Annotated in this window: 13 protein-coding genes; 7 read left to right on the top strand and 6 right to left on the bottom strand. The window is 66.0% G+C overall.

What is annotated here, in order from left to right:
• Positions 1-15: 15 nt before the first annotated feature.
• Positions 16-177, bottom strand: coding sequence for a DUF7556 family protein (locus NDI89_RS19395; RefSeq protein WP_277523977.1), 162 nt, complete (start codon positions 175-177; stop codon positions 16-18).
• Between the two features lie 134 nt (positions 178-311).
• Between NDI89_RS19395 and NDI89_RS19400 the strand changes: the two genes are divergently transcribed.
• From NDI89_RS19400 to NDI89_RS19415, 4 genes are all read left to right on the top strand, one after another.
• The gene (locus NDI89_RS19400; RefSeq protein WP_277523979.1) at positions 312-1,163 is read left to right on the top strand and encodes a CBS domain-containing protein; all 852 of its coding nucleotides are present in this window, start codon (positions 312-314) and stop codon (positions 1,161-1,163) included.
• Entirely contained in the window at positions 1,156-2,934 is a 1,779-nt protein-coding gene (gene glyS, locus NDI89_RS19405; RefSeq protein WP_277523981.1) for a glycine--tRNA ligase, read from the top strand. The genes NDI89_RS19400 and glyS overlap by 8 nt, the downstream gene beginning before the upstream one ends.
• 216 nt (positions 2,935-3,150) lie before the next feature.
• On the top strand, positions 3,151-3,741 hold the full coding sequence (locus NDI89_RS19410) for a diacylglycerol/polyprenol kinase family protein (protein ID WP_277523983.1): 591 nt from the start codon (positions 3,151-3,153) through the stop codon (positions 3,739-3,741).
• Positions 3,742-3,870: 129 nt separating this feature from the next.
• Positions 3,871-5,091 carry an MFS transporter gene (locus tag NDI89_RS19415; protein ID WP_277523985.1) on the top strand — a complete coding sequence of 407 codons (1,221 nt, stop codon included), beginning with the start codon at positions 3,871-3,873 and terminating at the stop codon, positions 5,089-5,091.
• Between the two features lie 32 nt (positions 5,092-5,123).
• On the opposite strand, the gene NDI89_RS19420 is transcribed toward NDI89_RS19415, so the two are convergent.
• Positions 5,124-5,624, bottom strand: a complete 501-nt coding sequence (locus NDI89_RS19420) for a TspO/MBR family protein (RefSeq protein WP_277523987.1) — start codon at positions 5,622-5,624, stop codon at positions 5,124-5,126.
• A gap of 129 nt (positions 5,625-5,753) precedes the next feature.
• Here NDI89_RS19420 and NDI89_RS19425 point away from each other — a divergent pair, with 129 nt between their 5' ends.
• Positions 5,754-8,225: a DEAD/DEAH box helicase gene (locus NDI89_RS19425; protein ID WP_277523989.1), complete on the top strand. Its 2,472-nt coding sequence runs from the start codon at positions 5,754-5,756 to the stop codon at positions 8,223-8,225.
• 65 nt (positions 8,226-8,290) lie between these two features.
• Here the strand turns inward: NDI89_RS19425 and NDI89_RS19430 are convergent, their stop codons facing one another.
• From NDI89_RS19430 to NDI89_RS19440, 3 genes are all read right to left on the bottom strand, one after another.
• Positions 8,291-9,145 (bottom strand): phosphatase PAP2 family protein, encoded by an 855-nt coding sequence (locus tag NDI89_RS19430; RefSeq protein WP_277523991.1) that lies wholly within the window; start codon positions 9,143-9,145, stop codon positions 8,291-8,293.
• A 375-nt stretch (positions 9,146-9,520) separates the two neighbouring features.
• On the bottom strand, positions 9,521-10,270 hold the full coding sequence (locus tag NDI89_RS19435) for an Sjogren's syndrome/scleroderma autoantigen 1 family protein (RefSeq protein ID WP_277523994.1): 750 nt from the start codon (positions 10,268-10,270) through the stop codon (positions 9,521-9,523).
• 111 nt (positions 10,271-10,381) lie between these two features.
• Positions 10,382-10,846 carry a TIGR00725 family protein gene (locus NDI89_RS19440; protein WP_277523997.1) on the bottom strand — a complete coding sequence of 155 codons (465 nt, stop codon included), beginning with the start codon at positions 10,844-10,846 and terminating at the stop codon, positions 10,382-10,384.
• A 181-nt stretch (positions 10,847-11,027) separates the two neighbouring features.
• Here NDI89_RS19440 and mdh point away from each other — a divergent pair, with 181 nt between their 5' ends.
• Positions 11,028-11,942 carry a malate dehydrogenase gene (gene mdh / locus NDI89_RS19445; RefSeq protein WP_277524001.1) on the top strand — a complete coding sequence of 305 codons (915 nt, stop codon included), beginning with the start codon at positions 11,028-11,030 and terminating at the stop codon, positions 11,940-11,942.
• 245 nt (positions 11,943-12,187) lie between these two features.
• On the opposite strand, the gene NDI89_RS19450 is transcribed toward mdh, so the two are convergent.
• Complete coding sequence (locus NDI89_RS19450) at positions 12,188-12,760, bottom strand: hypothetical protein (protein ID WP_277524002.1); 573 nt, start codon at positions 12,758-12,760, stop codon at positions 12,188-12,190.
• A 278-nt stretch (positions 12,761-13,038) separates the two neighbouring features.
• On the opposite strand from NDI89_RS19450, the gene NDI89_RS19455 reads away from it, so the two are divergent.
• Positions 13,039-25,089 carry a PKD domain-containing protein gene (locus NDI89_RS19455; protein WP_277524005.1) on the top strand — a complete coding sequence of 4,017 codons (12,051 nt, stop codon included), beginning with the start codon at positions 13,039-13,041 and terminating at the stop codon, positions 25,087-25,089.
• The last annotated feature ends 124 nt before the right edge of the window (positions 25,090-25,213 follow it).

Consider the following 25,213-nt stretch of genomic DNA (forward strand, 5'->3'; position numbering starts at 1 on the left):
CGTTTCCCACCCCAGTTATCGCCAGGCCGGGAGCGTCGGCGCGTCGTCCGCCTGCATGGAAAGCCATGCGCCGTCCGCGGAGATGTCCGCGATGACGTACTCGTCGCTCGTGGCCGTCGAATCAATCGAACCAACGATCGTTTCGTCGGACGTCATGGCGTGGGGGTTCGTCGCCATGTGAGAGAGTGACACTCACGTATATATAAACTCATCGAATCGGACTGTCCCGGAACGAGACCGATCGGGAATCGAACGGGTAGCCGGTCCGCGAAACACTGGGTTTATACTCATTTTCGCCGTACCGTGGGGATATGAACGTAGCCGACGCGATGACGTCCCGTGACGACGTGGTGACCGCCGACCTGCCGGGGACCCGCTCGGACGTCCTCGAGTACCTGCAAGAACAGTCGTTCTCGTCCGTCCCGGTCGTCAAATCGACCGACGACGGCCTCGAATACCGCGGGCTGATCTCGCGGGAGGCGCTCATCGAGCAGCCGGACGAGGACCAGCTCGTCATGCTGATGGAGGACGTACCGACGACGACCGCCGAGACGTCGCTCGAAGACGTCGCGCGGACGATGGTCGAAGAGGGAGCACGCCGCGTTCCGGTCGTCGACGGCGAATTCGAGGGAATCGTCACCGTGACGGACGTTATCCACGCGATCGCGGCGGGCGATCAGGAGACCGAGGGGACCGTCGAGTCCTACGCGAGCGCGGACGTGAACACGACCTACGAGGGTGCGCCCCTGCCCGTGGCCGAACGGGAACTGTCCTACGCGAACGTCCCCTACACGATCGCACTGGACGACGACGGCCGGATGAACGGCGTCCTCACGGAGGTCGACATCCTCGAGGTCGCCCGGATCGTCGAGGGCGAGGAGGAAACGGGCGACAACTTCGGCGATCAGGACGACGAGTGGTCCTGGGAGGGGATCAAGGCCGTCGGGAGCCGCTACCTTCCCACGCGGGACATCGAGATTCCGACGGGTCCGGTTCGGGAGTTCATGAGCGACGACGTGGTGACGGTCTCGGCGCAGATGTCGATTCAGGAGGCCGCACAGCGGATGATCAGCAACGACATCGAACAGATTCCGATGGTGACGGGCGAGGAGCTCGTCGGCATCGTCCGCGACGTCGATCTCCTGGAGGCGCTCTATGAGTGAGCGAGAGCCCGCGGCCGAGCGCGAACGCACGAGCGAGAAACTGGTCGAGCTGGCGAAACGCCGGGGCTACTTCTTCCAGTCCTCGGGCGCGTACGGCGGCGTCGGCGGCTTCTACACGTTCGGTCCGCAGGGGGCAGCGCTGAAGGGCAACGTCGAGGACGCCTGGCGCGACCGCTTCGCGGTCGCGGAGGGCAACATGGAGATCGATGCGCCGACCATCATGCCCGAACCCGTCTTCGAAGCGTCGGGTCATCTCGACGGGTTCGACGACATGCTCGTCGAGTGTCCCGAGTGCGGCGAGAGTCACCGCGCGGACCACGTGGTCGAGGACGAGACCGAGTACGAGGACGCCGAGAGCCTCCCCATTCCCGAGGTCGAGGACGTCATCGCGGAGTACGAACTCGTCTGTCCCTCCTGCGGCGCGGGACTGGCGGGGCAGGCCGTCGACGCGTTCAATCTCATGTTCGCGACGACCATCGGCCCCGGCGACTCCGACCCCGGCTACCTGCGCCCCGAGACGGCACAGGGCATCTTCGTCGAATTCCCGCGGCTCAAGGAGTACGCGCGCAATCAACTCCCGTTCGGCGTGACCCAGATCGGCCGCGCCTACCGCAACGAGATCAGTCCCCGGCGCTCGATCATCCGCACCCGGGAGTTCACGCAGGCCGAACTCGAGTACTTCATCGACCCCGAGGCGGACGAGCCGGACCTCGAGAGCGTCGCGGACGTCGAGGTGACGCTCTACCCCGCTAGCGAGCAAAACGCCGACGGCGGCGAGGAGATTCGGACGACGATCGGCGAGGCCGTCGACGACGGAACCATCGCCAGTCCGTGGGTCGCGTACTTCCTCGGCGTCGCGAAGCCGTGGTACGACGCCGTCGGCGTCGACATGGACCGGTTCCGGTTCCGCCAGCACCTCTCGGGCGAACGCGCCCACTACGCGGCGGACTGCTGGGACGCCGAGAGCGAGATCGACGGCAACTGGATCGAGATGGCCGGCTTCGCCTACCGGAGCGATTACGACCTCTCGAAACACGCCGAACACTCCGGCGACCGCTTTACCGTCTTCAAGCAGTACGACGAGCCGAAGACCGTCGAACGCGCGACGGTCGATCCCGACATGAGCTACCTCGGTCCGGAGTTCGGCGGCGACGCACAGGCGGTGGTGAGCGAACTCGAGGCCCTTGCTGCCCGCGACCGGTCGGCGTTCGAGGGCGACGCGGTCGAGATCGACCTCGAAGGCGAGACCCACGAGATCCCCGTCGAGAAGACCGGGTTCGCCGTCGAGGAGCAGACGGAGGCCGGCAAGCACATCACCCCGCACGTGATCGAGCCCTCCTTCGGCGTGGACCGGCTGGTCTACACCGTCCTCCACCACGCCTACCGCGAGGACGAAGTCGCCGGCGAGGAACGGACCTTCCTCGAGCTCGACCCCGAGGTCGCACCCACGTTCGTCGGCGTCTTCCCCCTGCAAAACGACGACGAACTCGAGGACGCGGCGCGGGACATCGCGGCGGACCTCCGCGAAGCGGGCCTGTCGGTCACGTACGACGACTCGGGGAACATCGGCCGGCGCTACCGCCGCCAGGACGAGGTCGGTACGCCGTTCTGCGTGACGGTGGATTACGAGAGCATCGAGCGGGACGAGGGCGGCGTCACGGTCCGCGAACGCGACTCCACGGAGCAGAAGCGACTCGCGATCGGCGAGCTGGCCGAGACGCTGTCGGCGATTCGCGCCGGCGACCTCGCGTTCGAGGAGCTCGGAGAGTAAGCGGCGGCGCTCGAAGACTCGAGAGAGTCATGTTCTGTCCGGCGAGATGGACTACGAGACGGTCGGCCTCGAGCGCGTCCCGCTGGAACCGAACACCGAAGTCTGACGTCGCGCGGTGAAAATCGCCCTCGATCGCCGTCACGCCTTTAAATAATATATAGTGCTCGGGAGAACTAACCGACGGACTGAAGGTCACCTCTCTCGAGGCAGGAAGTGATGGCCGACGAACTGAAGCGGCGACTCGTCCACGCCAGTGGCTCGGGGCTGGTCGCCCTCTATCTGCTTGCCAACTATCTCGAGGTCGGGCTGACGTGGCACCGATTTCGGATCCTCATGGTCGTCCTCGCGGCCGGTGCGCTCGTCCTCGAGTTCGTCCGACTCCAGATCGGACTCGACTGGCGGCTCTACGACGTGCTTACTCGGGAGTACGAGCAGGACAATCCTGCCGCCTACGCGCTGTATCTGATCAGTATGGCTGCCGTCGTGGTAGTCTTCGAACCGGATATCGCGCTTCCCGCGATGTTGATGCTCGCGCTGGGCGATCCGATCAGCGGAATGGTCTCGGACAACAGTCTCCAGCGGGTCAAACCGCCGAAAGTGCTCGGGACGATGTTTCTCGTCTCGACGGTGATCGCGATCCCCTTCCTGCCGATCACGGCGGCGCTCGTCGCCGCAGTCGGTGCGACGATCGCGGACGGCGTGACCCTCGAGATCCGCACCTACATCATCGACGACAATCTCACCATCCCGATCTACGCCGCCTGTCTGGCGTATCTGGCGCTCCAGTTCGCGCCGCTGGCGGTATAGCGCGCGGCCGACTCGTCCGTCAGCGTTCGCCAGTCGGCGTGCCGCGCGCCCCGCGCCCGGCCGTGCCGATATCGGCAAAGCCGTCCAGTTCTCGTCCCCTCAAGGCCATCGCCGGCGAAGGGGCGACCCGTGTCGGAGCCAGAAACGACGGATCGGCGATCGACCCTGCGAGCCTTTCTGGCGGACGGCCGCGGCGGCGTTCTGAGTGCCGTCGCCGCCGGCTGGTTCCTCTCGATCGGCGTTCGCCTCGCGTATCCGGTGTTGCTCCCCTATCTCCGACGGGACTTCGGACTCGACCTGACGACCGCCGGGCTCCTGTTGACGGTCCTCTGGCTCTGCTACGCGCTGGGGCAGCTCCCGGGCGGGCTGCTCGCCGATCGGTTCGGAGAGGGGAACGTCCTCGTCGCGAGTACCGTGATCTCCGCGGCGACGGTGGGCCTCGTCGCCGTCGCCGGCTCGGCACCGATCGTGTACGTCGCCACGGCCGCGTTCGGCTTCGGGACGGCGCTGTACGGGGTCGCCCGGTTTACCACGCTGTCCGACACCTACCCCGACAACGACGGCACCGCGATCGGCGTGACGATGGCGGCGGGCCAGGCCGGCAACACGCTCCTGCCGCTGGCCGCCGGCGCCATCGCGTCGGCGTTCGCCTGGCAGTACGGCTTCGGCCTCGCGGTGCCGGCCTTCGCCGTCGTCGCCGTCGGACTCCGGCTCGTCGTCCCCGCGCGCACCTCGAGCGCCGGGAGCGCCGTCGACAGCGTCTCGCTCGCGACGGTCCGCTACGTCGGCTCGGAGCTGCGCCGGCCCGAGATCGTCACCGTGACCGCGATCCAGATCCTCACGTACTGCGTCTGGCAGGCGTTTACGGGCTTCTATCCGACCTACCTGATCCAGATCAAGGAGTTCCCCGAGGGGGTCGCTACCGGCCTGTTCAGCGCCTTCTTCGCGATGGGGATCGTCGTCCAGCCGCTGACGGGCCGGCTGTACGACCGGTTCGGGATACGGAAATCGCTGCCGCCCGTGCTGGGTATCGTCGTGCTCTCGCTGGTCGCCCTCCCCTTCCTCGAGGGGTTCTGGCCCATCGTCGTCGGGACCGTCTTCCTCTCGAGCATCCTCGGCTACGGGACGATCACGCTGCCGTACATGACCTCGGCGTTTCCGGCGGACATGCAGGGGACCGGGCTGGGTTTCCTGCGGACCGTCTACATGACGATCGGCGCGATGAGCCCGGTCCTGTTCGGCGCGCTCGCCGATCGGGGCTACTTCGACGAGGCCTATTTCATGCTGGCCGGGTTCGTCGCCGTCGCGGTCGTGTTCACGTGGTGGCTCCCCCGACTCGACGAGCAGTAACCGAGTCTCGAGGAGACGGATGGACGCGTCACTCAGGCGTTCAACCGCCAGAGTTCGAAATTGAGCACGGTCGCAAAGGTTACCCACGCCAGATACGGGACCAGCAACGCCGCTGCCCGGCGGTCGACCCGTCGGAACGCGACGATCGTCCCGACGACGAGCCCCCAGAGGACGAGGATGATCCCCAGCGCGACGAGCGGTGCCTCGAGCGCGAAGAACGCGGGCGTCCAGGCGACGTTGAACGCCATCTGGGCGGCGAACAGTCCCAGCGCGAGGCGGCGGCCGTCGGCGTCGCAGCGCCAGACGAGCCACAGCGCGACGCCGAGCAGGGTGAACAGCAGCGTCCAGACGATCGGGAACGCGATCGCGGGCGGGTAAAAGTCCGGTTTCTCGAGGGCGCGAAACCACGGCGTGTCGGGCGAGGAGACCGCGCTGGGAGCCGCGCCGACGAGGTTGACCAGCAGGACGAAGCCGATCGCGGTGAGGATCGAGCCGCCGTCCGGGAGGCGGCGCGCGAGCGTTCGAGATTCCATACGTCTCCTCCGTTACAAGCGAATTTATAGATACGACCATCCGTGGCTCGACCACGGCATCGCCGACCGCGAGACCACTTTCACCGCGGTACGGGAATCCTTATTCGCGGCGACGATGAACGAGGGGTAATGGCAACGACGGACGAGGACATCGCGTCTATCGAGCATCCGCTCCTCGAGCCCGACTTCTTAGAGCGGCGACTCTACCAGCTGAAACTCGCCGGGACGGCCGCGAACCACCACACGCTCGTCTGTCTCCCGACGGGGCTGGGGAAGACGACGGTGAGCCTGCTCGTGACGGCGCGTCGCCTCGACGAGGTCGGCGGGAAGTCGCTGATGCTCGCGCCGACGAAACCCCTCGTCCAGCAGCACGCGGACTTTTATCGCGAAGCGTTGCAGATACCGGACGAGGAGATCGTCGTCTTCACCGGCGACGTCAGTCCGGACGACCGCGCCGAGATGTGGGAGTCGGCGACGGTCGTGATGGCGACCCCGCAAGTGATCGAGAACGACCTCGTCGGGAGTCGAATCTCGCTCGCCGACGTCACGCACATCACCTTCGACGAGTGTCACCGCGCGACCGGCGACTACGCCTACAACTACATCGCCGAGCGCTACCACGCCGACGCCGAGCAGCCGCTCGTGACCGGCATGTCGGCCTCGCCCGGCGGCGACGAGGAGGCCATCCTCGAGGTCTGTGAAAACCTCGGTCTGGACGAGGTCGAGGTGATGACCGAGGAGGACGCCGACGTCGACGAGTTCACCCACGACACCGACGTCGAGTGGGAACGCATCGACCTCCCCGAGGAGGTCCTCGAGATTCGGGACGCCCTGAACGAGGTCATCAAAGAACGTCTCGAGAAGCTCAAGGAATTGGGCGTCGCGAGCTCGACGCAGCCCGACCAGTCCCAGAAGGACCTGAACCGGATGCGGGCCGAACTGCAGGAGCTGATCAACAACGATCAGTCGGAGGGGTTCGAGGGGATGTCGATCCACGCCGAGGTGATGAAGCTCCGGCAGGCGGTCACGCTGGTCGAAACCCAGAGCGTCGAGGCGCTCCGTCGCTACTTCGAGCGCCAGCGCAATCAGGCCCGCTCGTCGGGGGCGTCGAAGGCGAGCCAGCGGATGGTCTCGGACCCGCGCGTTCGAGAGGCCATGCGAAAGGCCGAGAGCTTCGACGAGATCCACCCCAAGTACAGCAAAGCCCGCATGCTGCTCGCGGAAACCCTGGGGCTCGAGGGCGGCGAGCGCGTGATCGTCTTCACTGAATCCCGCGACACGGCGGAGGCGCTGACGGAGTTCCTCTCCGAGAGCTTCGACGCGAAACGGTTCGTCGGACAGGGCGATCGCGAGGGCTCCGACGGGATGACCCAGAACGAACAGCAGGAGGTGTTAGACGAGTTCCGCGCCGGCGAGTTCGAGGTGCTCGTCTCCACCTCGGTCGCCGAGGAGGGACTCGACGTGCCGGAGGTCGATCTCGTGCTCTTCTACGAGCCGGTGCCGACCGCCATCCGATCGATCCAGCGGAAGGGGCGGACCGGCCGCCAGACCGAGGGCAGGGTCGTCGTCCTCATGGCGGAGGATACGCGCGACGAGGCCTACTTCTGGATCTCGCGGCGACGCGAGAAGGAGATGGAAAACGAGCTCCGCGAACTGAAGGGACTGGCCCCCGAAATCGCCGAGGAACTCGACGATTCACAGCAGTCGCTGACCGATTTCGGGGCCGGAGAGGAGGGCGGAGTGAAAGTGGACGGGAACAGCGACGACACCGACGCCGTCGGCGATTCCTCCAGCCGAAGCGAGGGGGTTACAGCGGGGCCGGGACTGCAAGAATTCGGGAAAAACAACTCGGAAACGGGTAGTGATGACGGAACCGGAGACGTGTCGAATAACGAAGACGACGAGACAGACGAGGACGTCGAGACCCACGAGCCACACGCCGAGGGCGACACCGTCGCGGTCGTCGCCGACCAGCGGGAGATGGACGCGAACATCGCCCGCGAGCTCTCGCGGCGCGAGGAGTACGACATCACCCTCGAGACGCTCGACGTCGGCGACTACGTCCTGTCGGATCGGGTCGTCGTCGAGCGCAAGTCCGTCGCCGATTTCGTCGACTCGCTGGTCGGGGGCGACCGGTCGGTCTTCGAGCAGGTCGGCGCGATGGCCCGCCACTACTCCCGGCCGATCGTGATCGTCGAGGGCGAGGGGCTGTACGAACAGCGGGACGTCCACCCGAACGCGGTCCGGGGGGCGCTCTCGAGTCTCGCCGTCGATTTCGGCGCGAGCATCCTGCGCACCGAGAGCGAGGACGATACGACCGAACTGCTGGCGGTGATCGCCGGTCGAGAGCAGGCGACCGCCGATCGGGAAGTGTCGGTCCACGGCGAGAAGGGCTCGAAGACCCTGAGCGAGCAACAGGAGTACGTGGTCTCCTCGATCGCCGAGATCGGTCCCGTCACGGCCAGATCGCTGCTCGAGGAGTTCGGCACGGTCGAGGGCGTGATGATCGCGACCGAGGAAGAGCTACAGGAGGCAGACGGCGTCGGGAAGGTGACCGCCGAACGGATTCGGGAGGTCATCGGGAGCGAGTACACGGGGTGACGCAGTCGGTCGTCCCGGCCCCGATTCGACCGGAATCGGGACGAACCGAGTCTCGAGCCGTCGAGTCAGTCGCTGACTTCGGAGGCGATACCGTCCTCGCCGTCGCCGGGAACGGAAACGCGGTCGGAATCGCTCTCCCAGTCGACGATTCGTTCGGCCGCGAGGACACACCAGACGGCGAGTGCGACGCCCGCGACGACGTCGACCAGCCAGTGGATTCCCAGATACATCGTCGAGAAGACGACGAACGTCGACACGGTCGCTGCGATCGGGAACCACCGCGGGTACGTGCGGCGGGACCGCCAGGCGAACAGGAGCACGATAACCGCCAGCGACGTGTGCAGCGACGGGAACACGTTCGTGTTCGCCGAGATTTCGGCCGTGAGTTCCTGCGTCTGCGGATAGAACTGGTACATCAGCCCGTCGACGCTCGAGAGGTGATTGCGCGGGCCGTAGGCGATGAACACCGTATAGAAGAGGGATCCGATCAGCGTGTTGAGGGAGAACGCGGCGAGCAGTTCCGTGACGCGGCGCTGGGTCGGCAAGAGGAAGTAGAGGACGAAGGCGGTCGCCAACAGGTACGGGAACCCGAACATGTACATCGCGGAGAAGAATCCGATCAGTGCGTCGGGGACGATGTCCTGCAGGGAAGCGACGAACGACCCTTCGACGGCGTAGATCTCGTCGGTGAGATCCCAATCGAGCGCGTAGGAGAGCTCCAACCTGCGATAGTGCGTCCACCGTTTTGCCAGTAAGATCACTCCCAAAACGCCGAGATAGGGCGCGATAGTTCGGACTCGACGCCACAGTTCCGCGGCCGTTCGCGGGAGCGCCGCGAAGCGGGCACAGAGCCCGCAGGTCGCTGCAACTCCGAGGCAGACGGTCGCTATCGTGACGAGTGTGACGTATCCTAATGCCATCAGCAGCTCTCCTCCGTGGGTCGGGGCTCGGCAAGCGGTCGCAAGCCGCGATCCGCGGGTCGAACGAACTTCACGGATCCGTGACGGGAGACCGACACCGATCGGGCGGTCGATCCGATCGGTCGTCGGCGGAACCGTCTCCCGTCACCGGGACCGGCCGTTCGACGGTAGCGGGGCGGTGCGTTCTGTTACAGGCACCTATAATTCTGTGTATTATACATCTATTGGTATCGAGACTCCATCGTCGAGACCGACTCGAGCGGCGGATTCGACGGTCGAAAAACGATGGCGAGAAACCGGCTGGATCCGGCACTGCGTTCGAACGTACGGAAGCGAGAACGCGATGACCCTGGTACCGCGGCCCGCGGACCGCCCTCAGCGGAGCACCGACAGCGTCTCGGCGGCTTCGCGGGCCGCCTCGAGGCAGTCCGTCGCGTAGCGGGGATCGTCCGTCTGGGCCGCTTCTTCGGCGAATTTCTCGAGGGATCGGACGAGCGCACCGTGGGCGGCCTCGAGATCGCCGTCGGTCGGGACGGGGGCCGTTCGATGCGTTCCCGAACCGGATCGGCGGCCGTCGGCGGGTGCACTCGAGGAAGCGGTGTCGGACGGAACGGCGTCGGACCGTGACGGCGTCGACTGCTCGGCTCGGCCCGACGGGGACGGGGGCGTCGATCGGGACTGTGACTCCGCGACCGACGCGTCCGTATCGGACCGCGGCGTCTGGGGTTGCTGGCGCGGGTCAGAAGCGGTGTCGTCGGTCGCGCTTTCTTCGGACGGTACCGAACGCGCGTCACTGTCGGCAGCGTCGGCCGGCGATGCGTCCGCCCCCTCGGTCCGTTCGGCGTCGGTCGCGGCGGTCTCGCCGTCAGCCGGCCCCTCCTCGGCCGGCTGGGCCTCGAGATCAGTTCCCCGGACGGCGTCGGGATTCCCGTGACAGCTGGGACAGAAGGTCGTACCGTTCTCCTGGAAGAGCGGATCGCCGCAGGTCCCGCAGTGGGCGTTGGTCATCGTCGCCCCTTTGAGCAGCAGATCGCTCATTCGCTGTGTCGCCTCGCGCTCTTCTTTGTCCTGTTCGTACTTCTCTCGAAGTTTCTCGCGCTCGGCTTCCTTGTCGAAGTCGCTCATAATCGCCTAGAGACCGCGGACCATGGAAAAAGCTGCGAAGGATCGGACGACCGAAACGACGGCCCGGACGGGACGGGATCGACCGGGTACCAGCGCAGTAGCAACCACGAGTCAGGATCGGTGCTCGAGAGCCCGTTCGACGGCGTCGACGGCCGCTTTCGGGGTTTCGACGGTCTCGAGATCGATATCGAGCGTCGAGACGTCGTGGGTCCCGAGGCCGACGACGGGTCGATCGTAAATGCCGGCGAAGCCGATCTCCGAGAGCGTGCCGACGCCGCCGGCGAGCGCGACGACCGCGTCGCCGTTCAGCGGGACGAGCGCGTTCCGGGCGTGGCCGATCCCGGTCGCGATCGGGTGGTCGACGTACTCGTTCGCGGCCTCCAGGCGTTCACCGGGCAGAATACCGATCGTGGTGCCGCCCTCGGTTTTCGCGCCGCGGCAGACGGCTTCCATCGTTCCGCCGCGGCCGCCGCAGACGACCGTGTGGTCCCGAATTGCGAGTTCGCGTCCGACCGCCGCCGCGCGGGCCGCCTGTTCGTCCGTGATCGTTCCGCCGCCGATGACGCTGACGCGCATACGGGAGTAGCCGCGAGCAGTGGCTATCATCGATTCGGTCTCGAGTCGAACCGGACCGTTCGATTCGGCTCCTCGAGAGCGGGATTCGATTCGACAGTCGTCGAAATATTCATCGTCGAAACGGTACGAAGTCAGAGGTTTCGACGGATTTAACGTGTGGGATGGGGAAGCATTACGTGGTATGACGAAAGTTAGCGTAGTCGGCGCGGCCGGGACGGTCGGGGCCGCCGCAGGCTACAACATCGCGCTTCGGGACGTCGCGGACGAACTCGTCTTCGTGGACATTCCGGACAAGGAAGACGACACGGTCGGACAGGCCGCCGACGCGAACCACGGCGTCGCCTACGACTCGAACACGACGATCCGACAGGGCGGCTACGAGGACACCGCGGGATCGGACGTCGTCGTCATCACCGCGGGAATCCCGCGCCAGCCGGGCCAGACCCGGATCGATCTGGCCGGAGACAACGCGCCCATCATGGAGGACATCGGCTCCTCGCTGGCCGAGCACAACGACGATTTCATCACGGTGACGACGTCGAACCCGGTCGACCTGCTGAACCGCCACCTCTACGAGACGGGCGACCGCGCCCGCGAGAAGGTGATCGGCTTCGGCGGCCGGCTCGACTCCGCCCGGTTCCGCTACGTCATCTCCCAGCGCTTCGACGCGCCCGTCCGGAACGTCGAGGCGACCATCCTCGGGGAACACGGCGACGCACAGGTTCCCGTCTTCTCGAAGGTCCGCGTCGACGGCCGCGATCCCGAGTTCGACGAGGACGAGAAGGACGAGCTCCTCGAGGAGCTCCAGACCTCCGCGATGAACGTCATCGAGAAGAAAGGCGCGACCGAGTGGGGGCCGGCGACCGGCGTCGGCCACATGGTCGAAGCCATCCTGCGCGACACCGGCGAGGTGCTCCCCGCGAGCGTCGCGCTCGAGGGCGAGTTCGGCCACGAGGACACCGCCTTCGGTGTGCCGGCCAGGCTCGGTTCCGACGGCATCGAGGAGATCGTGGAGTGGGAGCTGACCGAGTACGAGCGCAACCAGCTCGGCGAGGCCGCCGAGAAGCTTTCCGAGCAGTACGACGAGATCAGGTAACGAGGGCCGACCGCGGTTCCACAGGATTTCTCCGGGCGAGAGCAGCCGTCTGGTACCCCATTTGCCGACCGCATCGACACCCGTACCGCGTCGTCGCCGAACCGCGGCGAATCGAGTTCGTTCGCCGCCGTTGCCGTAGCTCTCGGTCCTGGGAAGAGTGCGGCGGAACTCGTCTCGGCGGACCGGAATTCGATCGATCTCGCTCCGCGAGAAAATTACTCGCGCGATTGAACGCGGCCGCCGGCTTACGGTCGGGCCGCAGAGACGGTCAGCGTCGCAGACAGGTCGTCACCGACGTCGCCGCCGGTGAACTCGAGGACGGCGGCGAGGAACGATCCGGATCCGACGCCTTCGAACGTGACGCCGGTACCGTCAGTATCGCTGCCGACCGTCTTCGTTTCGACGGCGGTGTCGCCGTCCCAGTGCGTGATCGTCCACGAGTACTCCGAGTTCTGACTGGGAGAGTCGGTCGCTTCGGTGAAGTCGACGGTGACGTCGTGCGTTCCTTTCGCGTTCTTTTCGATTCGGAACAGGTGATCCGTCGAGTCCGCGTCCCCGTTGGCGAGTGCGCCGAACTGGTACGTCGCACCGGGGTTGACGCCGTCCATATCTTCCGACCCGATGACGAGGCGCCCTTCTTCGATCCGGGCGAGACCGGACGGCCCGGGCACCAGTGCAACGGAACTGTCGAGGTCAGTCGTCACGTCCATCGTCACGTCGCGGTCGACGGTCGCCGAATTGAATGCTCCCGTCCCGATCGCGGCTGCGCTTCCAGTAACCAACGTTCCGAGCCCCGTGATGAGCGTTCGTCGTTTCATAGTTGTCTCCGCGCCGTGTCGGCATTACAGTATTCTAGCTGACAGGCGCTGTCCGGGGATTGGGCAGAGCTGTATTAATTTTACTGATTTTGCTATACGAGAATCGATCTCAATAGAAGCATTAATAGATCTCAACAGGAATGCAACTGCTATATTGCTCTTCGGTTTGTTCATAGTTGAATGTTTTTTGTGCAAAGATTTATTATGTGATGATTTCAACCGTTCGCCAATAAATGGTACGAGAGCGACACGAGCATTGGCGGAGATCGATAGCGTTCTTGATCGCTGTCCTCCTCTGTGTTTCCCTCGTCGCGCCGCCAGCGTACGGGAGCACCGACGCGGGGCCCGACGCCGATCAGTTCTCTCAGATCAGCGACGCCGAACTCGAGTCGAACGACGACTCGAACGTGTCGTTGGCGATCCAGGACCTGACGGCGGCCGAGGAGATCGCAGCGGGCGAGACGACTGCCGTCGAGATTACCGTCCGGAACCGCGGAGACGAACCGCTGTTGACCGATCTGACGGTCGACGGCGACGCGGGGCTCACCTGTGCGGACCCGACGACGGTTTCGAACGTCTGGCCGGGCGAAACTCGGCAGGTCACCGCCGAGTGTACGGCATCGGCCGACGCCAACGGATCGGCGACGGTAACCGTCGACACCGGCGACGAGACGGCGACGACCGATCTCACCGTCACGGAGGAGTCCGAGGGTCCGACCCTGAACGTCAGTCGGCTCGTCCTGCCGGACACCGCCGTCCCGGGCGAGTCCGTCACGCTCGAGGCGACGCTCGAGAACACCGGCGATAGCGGGGCGACTCGACAGCCGGCGATCGTCGGGAGCGATGGTATCGGCTGCGAGCCGGCGTCCGACGAGATCACGGTCCGTCCCGGTACCGACGCGACGATCGAAGCGACGTGTTCGGTTTCCGACGACGCGACACCGGACGAAGGACTGACCGTGACCGTCGACACCGGCGACGAAACGGCGACCGGGACCCTCACGGTCGCCTCCGAACCCGACGGACCGTATCTGGCGATCGAGGCGGTCGATACCGCGGAGACGATTACGGCGGGCGAAACGACCGCCGTCGAGGTAACCGTCCGGAACCGCGGGACGGACCCCGCGCTGACCGAGCTCGCGGTCGACGGTGACTCGAAACTCACCTGTGCGGATCCGACGACGATTACGAACATCTGGCCGGGCGAAACCCGACGGGTCACCGCCGAGTGTACGGCGCTGGCCGACGCCGACGGATCGGCGACGGTAACCGTCGACACCGGCGACGAAACGGCGACGGGGACGGTCGAGATCGGCGGGACGACACCCGAGGCCTCGCTGGGCGTCGAGTCGGTGACCGCACCGTCGACGGTCGAGCGAAACGAGTCGTTCACCGTCGAACTGCGTATCGAGAACACCGGGAACGCGGACGCGACTGCGACGCCGACGGTCGAAAGCGACGCGCTGGAGTGCGAGCGACGGTTCGACGGCGTCGACCTCGGTCCCGGGGAGAACGCGACCCTCGAGGCGGTCTGTACGGGCCCGCAGTCCGACGTGAACGCGACGCTCACGGTCAGTGCCGGAGACGATACCGAGAGCGAGACCGTCACCATCACCGGCGGAGCCGACGAACGGGGGGAGTCGTACCTGACGGTCACCGATATCGACGAACCGGCCTCGATCGATCCCGGTTCGACGTTCACCGTCGTCACGACGATCGAGAACGTCGGCGACGGCGACGGAACCGAACGGACGACGGTCGGCGGCGAGCACATCGCCTGCGAGCGCCGGGGCGACGAGCAAACGCTGGCACCCGGCGAGCGCACGACCGTCGAACTCACCTGTACGGTCGAGGACGTCGACACGGCCCCGACCCTGGTAGCGAACACGGCCGATGACGAACTGACGACGACGATCGACCTCGCAGGCGGCGACGGCGGAGCCGAGACGCTCGGTGAGCCCGTCTTCGACCTCACCGTCGAGGACGAGCGAACGATCACGATGATGGCCGGCCCGCGAAACTTCGAGGACGGACTGACGGAGACGCTCCCCGAGACGGAGCGTGCCGACGCGGTCGGCGTGTCGATCGAAGCGATCGACCTGGAACTCGAGGAGCGTCAGTCGGTGTCGATGCGCATCGAACAGCGCGAAACGCTCGACTACGCCACCGCTCCGGAATCGGGCGTCGAAAGTTACTTCGAGATCGCCCACACGCCGCTCGAAGACGACGCCGTCGAAAACCTGACGATGACCGTCAGCGTCGACGGGGATCTGATCGACGAGCCGGACCAGTTCGCGTTCCTCCGGTACGAATCGGCGGGGTGGAACGACCTGGAGACGACACACCTCGGTACCGACGAGCGAAACGGGACCGAACGGTTCGCCGTCGAGTCGCCGGGACTCTCCGCGTTTGCAGCCGTTACCGACCGACGGTCCCCCGAGGACGCACGGATCGACGGTATCGAACTTACCGACACGGTCGACGTGCAAGGGAACGGCCGATACAACGATTTCAATCTCCGAGCGCGGGCCGACACCGACGTCGGCCCGTACGCGACGCCCTTCTACGAAGTGTCCGTCGACGGCGAGCGGGTCGCCGTCCAACCGGTCAAGCGCGACCGAACCCACGAACAGACGATCCGGATTCCGCTCCACTCGCTCGTGACGGGCGACAGCGGTGAACGGAACGTGCGCGTCGTGCTGTACGAGGGCGACCGGTACCACGGCGAGAACGCGAGCGACGAGTGGACGAAACTCGACGAGTGGTCGAGGACCGTCGACTACGAACCCGCCGGCGAGACGGTCACTGCGACCGAAGCAGCGAGGAATACCCACAACGTCTCGGCCGAGCAGTACGACATCTACACCGAGGAAGCGCTCAACGAGTCACACTGGCGACAGTGTGCGGACGGCGCGGCCGACGATATCGCGGTCGAGGTCAGCGACGCGATAGAGTCGAAAGCCGACAGCGTCACGCTCGGGACCCTCGACGCCGAACAGACCGGAGAGAAGATCGCGAAAGGGTCAGCGAAGGAACTCCTCGCGCGGTCCGGAGAGACCGGAGCGAAGGTGGCCAAACAACACACGCGCATACAAAATGCGGAGTCGGCCATCCGAATGATGGCGCTGGCGATGTTTATCGCGGTCAAGGGAGACCAGGTTTCGGAGTGTTACACCGTCTCGCTCCACCTCGACGATCCGGATTACAACGCGGAGGAGTACGACCGGCTTCACACGAATCTCGAGGACCTGCAGGAGAACTCCCGGGAGCTCGAATCGGTCGACGATCCCGAGCGAGAGCAGGCGTTACTCGACGAGCGCGTCGAGCTCCTGCGAGAGACGTACGCGCTGTTACCCGATTATCTCGAAGGGACGCACGCGAGTTCCGTCGACGAGGCCGTCGAACGATCGGATCTCCAGGCGTACGAGATCACGAGCTACTTCGTCGAGAAACTTCGACTGACGCTGCTCGAAGACTACGCGGCGACCACGACGCTCAGCGAACGCGAGGTCGAGGGCAACCTGACCGACGAAGCGCGGCTGCCGGCCCACGGCTGGACGCTCCAGCACACGCTCGGCGAGGAGCTCAGCGAGGAAGTCGAGTCGGACTTCGAGATGTCCGACGTCTCGACGTGGAGTATCGACGAGGCGCTGTCAGCGGCCGACAGCGCGATCACGGACGTCCCGTCGCGGCTCGGAACGTTCATCCGCCGTTCGCTGACGGGGAAGGAAGTGTTTCCGGAGGCCGACGAGTTCGGCGAATCGCGCGTGTACGACACGATGGACCGGTACGACGATTACACACTCTACCGGGTGGGTTTCAACGACGAGGTTCTCGAGGACGAGTCGGCGAGCCTCTCGATCGTCCGCCCGACCCACGAAAACGTGGCTCACAACCGGTTCAACGTCACGCTGATGGACGAGCGCCCGGAGCGCGTTCGGGAGCCCGCCGAATCGATCGTCATGGACGAGCGGCCGTCGGAGCCCGACGGCTACATCAGTCAGCAGTTCGACTTCGAGCCGGATCAGGAGGACTACTACGTCCTCGTCGAGGCGAACGGCTCGACCGATCACTATCGGTTCATCGCGAACGCCGACAAGTCGGGAACGACCGCCGACATCGTCGCGACGGACGGACCCAACGTACTGCGTCCCGAGATCCGCCTCGAGGACGGCCCGGAGCGATCCGATCTCCGGACGGGCGAAACCGTCCACGCGAGCGACGACGGAACGGTCTCGTTCAGCTGGCACGCCTGGGACGCGTTCCACGACCCCGAAGAGCTCGAGTACAAATATCGGCTGCTCGATTCCGACAACGTCTCCGAGTGGTCCGACTGGACGGCGGTCGATACGGACGGCACGATCGACGAAACGTACTCGCTATCGGAGGGGTACCACGCCGTCCAGCTCGTCGTTCGCGACGGAGACGGACTCACCGCCGTGACGGACCATACCGTGATGGTCGACACGACGGTTCCCGAAATCGACGTCTCCGCCGTGGGCGGGGCGAACTCCTCGACCGTGGAGATCTCCGTCGACCAGCGCGTCGACGAGGTGGCGCTCGAGTACCGAGACGCCAACGAGACCGGCGCTGAGTGGCGATCGTGGACGACGATCTCGAACCTCGACGACCGCGACACGATCGAGTTCAACCGGAACGGACACTACGAACTGCGCGGACGAGCGACGGATTTCGTGGGTCACACCAGCGACTGGGACGAAACGCCGTTCGTCAGCCGCGTCACCGTCGTCGAACACGACTCGGAGGACACGTCCACATCGACGTCCGGCGGCGTCTCGTCGAGCTGGGGCGTCAGCGTCGGCGGCGGAAGCGGAGGCGGGGGGAGTAGCGGCGGGTCCAGCGGTTCGATCAGCATCGGCGGCTCGAGCGCCAGTAGCGCCTCGAACGTCGAGACGGCGGTGGAGGAGATCGACGGCGAGATGGTCATGGACGTCTACGTCGCCACGCGGGAGTTCCCGCGAGTCAAAGTCGAATCCATCGAGTTCGACGAAACCGACAGTCAGGAGGTCGACGTTCCGATCCCGTCGGATCTCGAGGGAACGACCGAGATCGTGCTCGAGTTCCGCGGTGAGGGGAACGCGCAAGTGCGGGGGATCAATGTCACGGCCGCCGACGCACCGGTCGAGATCGAGAGCGACGGCCCGGTCGTCGTCGGGGAGTCGACCGAACTGGAGGCGGTAATCGACGACGAGGTCGAGAACCAGATCGAGTCCGTCGAGTGGGACGTCACCGACGACGGGTCGGTCGACGCGACCGGCGACACGGCCGCGCACACCTTCACCGAGAACGGGACGCATCCGGTCTCGGTAACGATCACCGACGTGTTCGGTGACTCGGTGACCGAAACGAGCGCCGTGGTCGCCCAGACCCCCCCGTCGGTCGAAATCAACGGTACCGATCGAATCGACGCCGGCGAGCGGGCCAGCCTGGTGGCGACCGGGCTCGACGAGGAACGCTCGATCGATCGCTTCGAGTGGGACCTGACCGGTGACGGTGAAGTCGACGCGACCGGCCGATCCGTTTCGCGGTCGTTCACCGACGTCGGCGAGCGGGAGATCGAACTCCGCGTGACCGATGAGCGAGGAGCGACCGCGACGGCGACACACCGACTCGCGGTCGACAATACGCCGCCCACCGCGGACCTTCGCGTCCGGACCGCCGATCCGATGGCCGGCCAACCCGTCTCGGTCTCGGCCAGGCGCTCCGACGACGAGGGAGCGATCGTCGACTACGAGTGGGCAGTCGACGGTGAGCCGTTCGACACCGGGTCCGAAACGACGGAGACCACGTTCTCGACCCCCGGTCAGTACGACGTCACGGTGACGGTGACCGACGAACACGGCGCGACCGACGCGGTCACCGAATCGATCGACGTCCTCGAGCCCGTCGTCGTCTCGATGGACGGGCCGAGCGAGGCGCTCGTCGGAGACGAGGTCACGTTCGAAACCGCTCTCGAGTCCGGAAGCGACGTCGACTACGCGTGGGATCTCGACGGAGACGGCGCCTACGACGACGGCGAGAACGAAACCGCGACGACGACGTTCGATACCGCGGGTCCGCACACGATCTACGTGCTCGCGACCGATTCGGCCGGAACGACCGGGACGGCGAGTCTCGAGGTCGACGTGACCAATCCCGCCGGAAACGCATCGTTCAGCACCGACACCGACCATCCCACCGTCGGCGAGCCGATCACACTCGAACTGGATCGCCGGCCTCGCGCGAACGAGACCTACGAGTGGACGATCGGCGGCGAGACGTACGACGGGTCGTCGGCGACCCACGAGTTCGAGACCCCGGGCCGCTACGACGGAACGCTCGTCGTCTCCCACGAGGACGGGCCGACCAGAGACTTCACCCGAACGATCGAGGTCATCGGCGATCCGGAGCCGACGATCGCGTACGACGAGCCAGTGGTCGCGGGCGAGCCGGTGCAACTGGACGCCAGCGGCTCCGGAGCCGACAGCGAGATCGATCGCTACGAGTGGGATCTCACCGGCGACGGCGAAATCGACGACGAGGGCGAAACGGTGACGACGACGTTCGAAACCGTCGGTGACAGCGAGGTCTCCCTGTCCGTGACCGACCGCGCGGGGAGGACCGAAACGACCACCGAGTCGATCGACGTCAGCGAGCCGGTGACGGTCTCGATCACTGGACCGAACGAGACGACGATCGGAACCGACGCGACGTTCGACGCCGACCTCGAGTCGGGACGCGACGTCGAACTCGCGTGGGATCTCGACGGTGACGGCGTCTACGACGACGCGACCGGAGAGCAGGTGACCACCGGGTTCGACGCCGAGGGATCGACGACAGTGGCCGTGACGGCGGAGAGTTCCGACGGCGTCGTCGACACCGCATCCCGCGAGCTCACGGTCGTCGACCCCGTCGGCCCCGCATCGTTCACCGTCGAACCCGACAGGCCGCTGTCGAACGAAGCGGTATCGCTCGAGCTGGATCGCGAGCCCCGGGCGAACGAAACCTACCAGTGGACGGTCGACGGCGTGCGGTACAACGGCTCGTCGACGATGCACACGTTCGACGAGCGAGGGTCGTACGACGTGACGCTGGTGGTCGACCACGTCGAAGGGACGACCGAGGAGACGACGCGGCGGATCGACGTCGCGAGCCCGCCGACCGCCGAGATAGCCGTCGAAACGCCGGCGGTGATCGGTGAGCCGATAGCGCTCAACGCGACGAACGAGAGCGCACCGGACGGCGAGATCGACCGCTACGAGTGGGATCTCACCGGCGACGGCGAAATCGACGCGACCGGGGCCGACGTCTCGATGACGGTCGGCGAGTCCGGTACCCACGAGGTGACCCTGCAAGTAACCGACAACGCAGGCGTGAGCACGAACGTCACGCGGTCGGTGACGGCCTACGAACGGCCGAGCGTCGGTATCTCGTTCGACGAGCCCGTTTCGGTCGCAGACGAACTCGCGCTCGAGGCAGTCGCCGACGTCCCCGGTGACCGCGAAATCGTCGACTACGAGTGGTCGCTCGAGGCCGGAACGGTGGGGGCCGACGAAAACGCGACGACGGCGCAGTTCGACGAACCCGGTACCCACGAAATCGGCCTCCGAGTCACTGACAGCGCAGGCGTGACGAACGCGACGACAGAAACCGTCCGCGTCTACGATCGGCCGAGCGTCGACGTCGACGTCGACGAGCCTGCCCACGTCAACCGGACGATCGACCTGAACGCGACCGTCGCGACGCCCGAGAACCGGACGATCGCCGAGACGGCGTGGCAGTTCGGCGACGGCGTCATCGTCGAGAACCGCTCGGCCGAGCGAGCGACGATCGTCGTCGAGGAGCCGGGCAATTACACTGTCGCGCTCGCGGCGACCGACGACCTCGGGGCGACTACCGTTTCCGAGACGACGATCGAGGCCGAGTACCGCACCGGCGATCCGATCTGGTGGACGACAGTCGACACCGGCGGGAACCGCACCGCTCCGCCGGGCGAAGACACCGAGTATAACGGCACGACGCTCACGGCACCGACGGTCGTCGACGATACCGTCTACGCCGGGAGCGGGATCGGAAATCTCACGGCCGTGAACGCGACGACCGGCGACACGCGCTGGCGAAGTACCCAACAGCGACGCGAGGGTCCGATACTGCGTCCGGGAGCGACACCGATCGGGGACGCTCCGACAGTAGTCGGCGACACCGCGTACATATCGCGCGGACCGCTCCGTGCGGTCGACAGCGAAACGGGGGCCGAGCGCTGGTCCGGACCCGATGACGACTTCGTCCCCAGCGTGTACGGACACACGGCCGCCAACGGTGCCGTGTACGCCTCGGCGCAGTTCCCAGCGCCGATGGAGGTGACGACGTCGGCTCGAGGTGCGAACCCGCGAGGATCCACGATCGTCGCCATCGACGCCGAAAGCGGTGAGACTCTGTGGTACAGCGATCCCCCGGAAACGATCACGGAGCCCCTCACGGCACCGACCGTCGCGAACGGAACCCTCTACGTCGCCGACGTCGACGGGGAGTTCTATGCAGTGAACGCGACGACCGGCGAACAGGTCTGGCAGACGAACTGGAACACGACGACCAGATTGAGGGGCGGCGGGCTGTCGGGACCGACCGTCGCGACCGTCGGTTCGAACGAGACGACCGTCTATCTCAACACGAACCTCAACGGCACGGACGCCGTCGTCGCGCTCGACGGGACCACCGGCGAGCATCGCTGGGAGAACACCGACATGGGAGTCACGACCGGGGTGCCGACGGTCGCCAACGATACCGTCTACGTGTCGAGCGAGAACGGGACTCACGCCATCGACGCCACAACCGGTCAGATCGATTGGACCGTCCCCGACGGCGCGTCGGTCACGTACTCACCGACGGTCGCGAACGGCACCGTCTACGCCACCGGCGACGACGGCACCGTCTACGCGCTCGACGCCGAGACCGGTGAACGCCGCTGGAGGACCGGCGACGGACCCGACGCACCGCGCTTGCCCGACGGCGAGTTCGCCACCTCGCCGATCGTCGTCGACGGGACCCTCTACGTCGGAGATGCGGACGACAGGCTGTTCGCGCTCGCGACCGACACCGACGACGGCTGGAGCGACGGATCGCGGGTCGAGAGCGGAACCGGAAACCACCACGATAGCCTGAGCGAGCGCGCCGGTATCGACGAATCCATCGGCTCGGCGGCGATCGACATCGATCCGGAGCACGTGGTCCACGGCGAACCCATCGACTTCGAGCTCCCCCGTGAGCCGCGCGCGAACGAAACCTACGAATGGCGGATCGGCGACCGGCGATACACCGGCCCGTCGGCGACGCACACGTTCGAAAACGACGGGGGATACTCCTACGAGAACGTCGAGTTGACCGTCGTTCACGACGACGACCGCGTACCGATCAATATCGCGGAGCGAGGCGTTCGCATCCACGAGCCGCCGACGGCGGCGATCGGTCACGAACCGCCCCACTCGATCAGCGACGGCGAAATCGAGTTCACCGGTACGGGCTCGGTAGCGGACTATCCCCTCGATATCGAATCCTACGAGTGGGATCTCACCGGCGACGGCGAGTTCGACGCCACCGGCGAGACCGTCTCGGCCACGTTCGACGAGCCCGGCACACACGAGATCACGCTCCGGGTGACCGACAGCGGAAACGTGACGAACGAGACGACGGAAACCGTCCGCGTCTACGATCGACCGACGGCAGTGATCGACCACGAACAGCCTCACTCGATCGCGGACGACGACGTCGCGCTCTCCGCTGCGGACTCGTCGGTCGATCGCGGGCTCGCTATCGATTCGTACGAGTGGGACCTCACCGGCGACGGCGAGTTCAATGCGACCGGCGAGACCGTCTCGCCCTCGTTCGACGAGCCCGGCACCCACGAGATCACGCTCCGGGTAACCGACACCATCGGTTTCGCGGACGAAACGACCGAGTCCGTCCGCGTCTACGATCGACCCAGCGTCGATCTCGCGGTCGGCGACGCGTACGTCAACCGGACGATCGACCTGAACGCGACCGTTTCCACGCCCGAAAACAGGACGATGGCCGAGACGGCGTGGCAGTTCGACGACGGCGTCATCGTCGAGAACCGCTCGGCCGAGCGATCGACGGTCGTCGTCGAAGAGCCGGGGAACTATACCGTCGCGCTCGAAGCGACCGACGACCTCGGGGCGACCGCCGTCGCCGAGACGACGATCGACGCCGACTACCGGCCCGGCGATCCGATCTGGGCGACCACCGTCGAGAACGGGTCGAACGTCACGTCACCGACGGTCGTCGACGACACCGTCTACACCGAGAGCAAAACCGGAACCGTCACTGCGGTAAATGCGACGACCGGTGACACGCGCTGGCGGAGTCCCGCGGAGTCCCCCGGTAATTCGAGCGAGATTCGAGACCCCTCGACGACGGGCATCGCACCGACGATCGTCGACGACACCGCGTTCATCTCGAGCGGAACGGTCCGTGCGGTGGACAAAGGGTCGGGGGACGAGCGCTGGGAGAACGACGGGGAATTCCTCCCGTGGACGGGGAAAGAACCGTGGGCGATCGAGGATCCACGGCCGCGCGAGGGACCGCGACCGGCTTCGGTGCAGTCGACGACCGAGGAGGTCGCCCCCGAAATATACGGGCACACGACCGCGAACGGTGCGGTCTACGTCTCAGTTCGGTATCCAGTTGACCGAGAGGAGCCGACCCGAGACGGCCCGCTGGAGGGACCGAAGATCGTCGCTCTCGACGCCGAGAACGGTAACGTGTTATGGCCTTCTTACCCCATGGGAGACACCGCTACTCTCACGACCCCGACAGTCGCCAATGAGTCGCTCTACGTCGGCGACACCGAGGGGAACGTCTATGCGATGAACGCGACGAACGGTCAACGGCGCTGGCAGACGAGTTGGGCCACAGAAGTCGAATTGACGGCGTCTGCAGCACCGACCGTTGCGACCATCGGCTCGGAGGAAAACGCCACCCTCTATCTCAACGCGGCGCTCGACGGATCGGACGCCGTCGTCGCACTCGACGCGAACACCGGTCGGCACCGCTGGAGCAACTCTGTCGGTCACACCGAGGGAATGCCGACGGTCGTCGACGACACCGTCTACGTGTCCGGTGAGAACGGGACCCACGCCATCGACGCCGCGACCGGCCGGACCGACTGGTCCGTTTCCAACGGTGCGACGACTGAGCACTCGCCGACGGTCGCGAACGGAACCGTCTACACCACCGGCGACGACGGCACCGTCTCGGCGCTCGACGCCGAGACCGGCGCAGTCCACTGGCAAACCGGTGACGGGCCCGACGCACCGCGCTTGCCCGACGGCGAGTTCGCCACCTCGCCGATCGTCGTCGACGGTACCCTCTACGTCGGCGATCGAACCGGAGAGCTATTCGCGATCGCGACCGACGGCACCGGACATCGAAGTACCGGGTCCAGAGTCGAGGGCGGAACGGAGAACCACCACGACAGTTGGGAGAAACGGGCCGGCATCGACGACTCCGTCGGCCCGGCGACGATCGACTACGAAACGGACGAGGTGACGACTGGCGATAGCGTCACCCTCGAGCTCGGCCGCGAGCCGCGTGCGAACGAAACCTACGAATGGCGGATCGGCGAGCGGCGGTACACCGGGCCGTCGGTGACCCACACGTTCAACGGTACCTCCTACGAGAACGACAGGGGATACGAGCGAATCCTACTGACCGTCATCCACGATAACGATCGCGTTCCGTACGACATGCAGGGGATGGGTATCGCCGTCTACGATCGACCGACGGCAGCGATCGACCACGAGCCGCCCCACTCGATCGCGGACGACGACGTCGCGCTCTCCGCTGCCGACTCGTCGGTCGATCGCAGGCTCGAGACGGAGTCCGTCGAGTGGGATCTCACCGGCGACGGCGAGTTCAACACGACCGGCGAGAGCGTCTCGACCTCGTTCGACGAACCCGGCGACCACGAGATCGCGCTCCGGGTGACCGACAGCAGAAACGTGTCGAGCGAGACCACCGAAACCGTCCGTCTCTACGACCGGCCGACCGTCGACCTCGAGGTCACCGATCCGGCCTCCGTCAACCGGACGATCGACCTGAACGCGACCGTCGCGACGCCCGAAAACCGGACGGTCGCCGAGACGGCGTGGCAGTTCGACGACGGCGTCATCGTCGAGAACCGCTCGGCCGAGCGAGCGACGATCGTCGTCGAAGAGCCGGGGAACTATAGCGTCGGGCTCGAAGCGACCGACGACCTCGGGGCGACCACCGTCGCCGAGACGACGATCCATGCCGATGACTCGTCCGAGTAACGGCCGCCGTGACGATACGGATGGGGCGTCCGGGCCCGGGTGAACTCGTTCTCCACGGTCCGTTCTTCCTGCACGTGCGTCGGGTCCGCACGGCTCGGGTTCGGGGCGGATCAATCCGTCAAAC

This window comes from Natrinema salsiterrestre (genome assembly GCF_029502005.1).
Classification (GTDB): domain Archaea; phylum Halobacteriota; class Halobacteria; order Halobacteriales; family Natrialbaceae; genus Natrinema; species Natrinema salsiterrestre.